The 3,189-nt window shown below is 37.9% G+C and carries 2 protein-coding genes; both read left to right on the top strand.

Features of this window, described 5'->3' with window-relative positions:
- Nucleotides 1-18: 18 nt before the first annotated feature.
- On the top strand, nucleotides 19-1,635 hold the full coding sequence (gene hcp, locus Q0410_RS01500) for a hydroxylamine reductase (RefSeq protein WP_299032144.1): 1,617 nt from the start codon (nucleotides 19-21) through the stop codon (nucleotides 1,633-1,635).
- 79 nt (nucleotides 1,636-1,714) lie between these two features.
- Nucleotides 1,715-2,356, top strand: a complete 642-nt coding sequence (locus Q0410_RS01495) for a Crp/Fnr family transcriptional regulator (protein ID WP_299032142.1) — start codon at nucleotides 1,715-1,717, stop codon at nucleotides 2,354-2,356.
- Nucleotides 2,357-3,189: the final 833 nt, after the last annotated feature.

Raw genomic sequence — 3,189 nt, 5'->3', positions numbered from 1 at the left:
AAAGAAAGAGGTACATAAATGTTTTGTTATCAATGTCAAGAAACAGCAGGAAATAAAGGCTGCACAAAAATCGGTGTATGCGGTAAAAACGAAGATGTTGCAAATCTTCAAGATTTATTAATCTACACAACAAAAGGTCTTGCAGGACTTGTTGTGAAAAAAGGCAAGGCTTGCTCTAAGGTTTACGATAGGATTTCAAACAACCTATTTATCACAATTACAAATGCAAACTTTGATGAAGAAGCAATCCTAGATGCAGTTAAAAAGACCATGGCCCTCAAGGAAAAAATCATGGGCAAAATCGGAACCGAAGGTCTTTCAGACGTAGAAAAATATCTTTCATATGATGATGAAGAACTAAGAAGAAAAGCCGTAGAAGTAGGCGTCCTAAACATAGTTAACGAAGACGAAAGATCTCTTGTAGAACTTGTGACCTACGGTCTAAAGGGTATGGCAGCTTACAACCACCACGCAAACGTCCTAGGATACAAAGATGAAGAAGTAGACGAATTTATCGCAAAAGCACTTTCCCAAACAACAAAAAACGATAAGGAAATTAACGATTTAATCAATCTTGTAATAGAAACAGGAAATCATGGTGTAAAGGCTATGGCACTTTTAGATAAGGCCAACACCGAAACTTACGGTAATCCAGAAATCACTGAAGTAGATTATTCTGCAGGTAAAAACCCAGGAATCCTAATTTCTGGCCACGACCTACACGATATGAAAATGCTTCTAGAACAAACAAAGGGCACAGGCATTGATGTTTACACCCACTCAGAGATGCTTCCTGCAAACTATTACCCAGAATTTAAGAAATACGACAACTTCCACGGTAACTACGGAAATTCTTGGTGGAAACAAAACGAAGAGTTTGAGAAATTTAACGGCCCAATCCTAATGACAACTAACTGTATTGTCCCACCAAAGAAAAATAATACCTACTTAGATAAGATGTTTACAACATCTAACGCAGGTTTCCCAGGTGCAAAACATATAGAAGCTGATGAAAATGGATATAAAGATTTCTCAGCAATAATTGAGATGGCAAAAAAATGCCAAGCACCAGAAAACCTTGAAGACATCACAGTTGTAGGTGGTTTTGCCCACAACCAAGTACTTGCTCTTGCAGACAAGGTAGTAGATGAAGTAAAAGCAGGCAATATCAGGAAATTCGTAGTAATGGCTGGCTGTGACGGAAGAAGCTCAAAGAGAAACTATTACACAGACTTCGCACAAGCCCTACCAAATGATACAGTAATCCTAACAGCAGGTTGTGCAAAATACCGTTACAACAAGCTAGGTCTTGGTGATATCAACGGTATTCCAAGAGTCCTTGATGCAGGTCAATGTAATGACTCCTACTCCCTAGTTCAAATCGCTCTAGCACTTAAAGACGCCTTTGAACTTGATGATATAAATGAGCTCCCAATCGAATACAACATAGCTTGGTATGAGCAAAAGGCAGTTATAGTCCTTCTTGCCCTACTATCTCTAGGAGTTAAAAACATCCACCTAGGACCAACTCTTCCAGCCTTCCTAAGTCCAACAGTAGTAGACTTTTTGGTAGAAAACTTTAATATCGCACCAAACACAACAGTAGAAGAAGACCTGGAAAAAATGATAGGCTAAAATTAAAATCGTCGGCACAAAAGTGCCGGCTTTTTTTATTTGCAATTGAAGTATAATAGGACTTAGAAAGGATGTGCAAATGGATATAAAAAATATTAAAATTTTTAAAAACTTGTCAGACGAGGACCTCGTTCTTATAAAAAAGAAGATAGAATTTGTAGAAAAAAAATATTCAAAGGGAGAATATATTTTTAGGTACGGAGAATCTAGCGGAGATCTGTATTATCTAGTAGAAGGTAATCTCAACGTTTACCAATTAGATGGCAATGGTAAAAGATTTATCTTCCAAAACTTCACCAAACCTACACTGTTCGGCGAAATCTACTCCTACCTGGAAGAACCCTTTGACTTCGACTGCGAATGCAAAACAGACTCTAAAATCCTAATTATCAAAAATTTTAAGAAAATATTTGAAACACCATGCCCGGAGAGCTTTCTAAGATCCTATATAAACTTCATATCAAAAAAATGCCTGGCCCTATCAAAGAAAAACCAAATAACATCCCAAGCAAGCCTAAGACAAAAAATAAGCAAATACCTAATAGAAAACCAAAAAGAAGGCAAAGTAAAACTAATCATGACGAGAGAAGACTTTGCAGACTACCTCTCTACAACCAGACCAAGCCTATCAAGGGAACTATCAAAAATGGCCGATGAGGGGATTATAAAACTAGATGGAGATTTTATTGAGATTTTGGATAGGGATGGGATTGAGTTTTAGTATTTAAAGGTAACTTTAATCTAAAACTACGTCGAATGTATGATAAGAGCCTACTTTTAAGTGTACGTAAGAGATTTCTCCAGTCTCAACGAGCCGACGGGCTTGCGCTACGCTCGGTCGAGACGTGTATATTTCTTCCAAACCGTGCAATCAAAACTAAAATAAGCCTATTAGAAAAGTATTGCAATCAACAATGTTTGACGAAATCCAAATGAGCCAAGAAATAACTGGAACCTCGAGACCATTTCTCTTATTTACCTAGTTAAGATTTCTAATCTAGGAAGCCGTAACAAAAATCGCACTGTTTGAGGCTTTAGCCGAGTTTGCGATTTTTAGGCGACCGATGATTAGAAATCTGTGAGGAAATACGTATACTAATTCGAAGTTATTATCTCTACAAATCAAGCTTGCTGAAAGCAAGCAACAATGTTCGCACTCCGCTAAGGAGCCGCCCCAGGGGTGTAAGTCTCCACGAGCCGACGGGCTTGCCATAGATTTTAAGGAGGGGCATAAGGGGGATTTTGCCCAAGTGGCCGAGAGCGGCGGAACGCCCCCTACGCCCCTCCTTATTTACGAAGATTCAACTGTAAATATAATCAACATTTAAAATATAAAGTTAAGATTATAAATTAAATACTTTTATAAAATATTTTCAAAAAATATTTTCCCGCAAAAAAAGACAAGCCTCAATTAGCTTGTCTTTTAAAATGTTAATTTTGTTGTAAAATCAATCTAAGTCCTCTCGAAGAAGCTTCGCTCCTTCTCGGAAAGTTTCTAGACTAGGCCTTGCTTCGTCTCAGAAATGACGGATTTCATCCGTCACCCATAGAAGG

Origin of the sequence: uncultured Anaerococcus sp., assembly GCF_937934665.1 — a bacterium.
Lineage (GTDB): Bacteria > Bacillota > Clostridia > Tissierellales > Peptoniphilaceae > Anaerococcus.
This window is presented reverse-complemented; position numbering and strand designations above follow the sequence as displayed.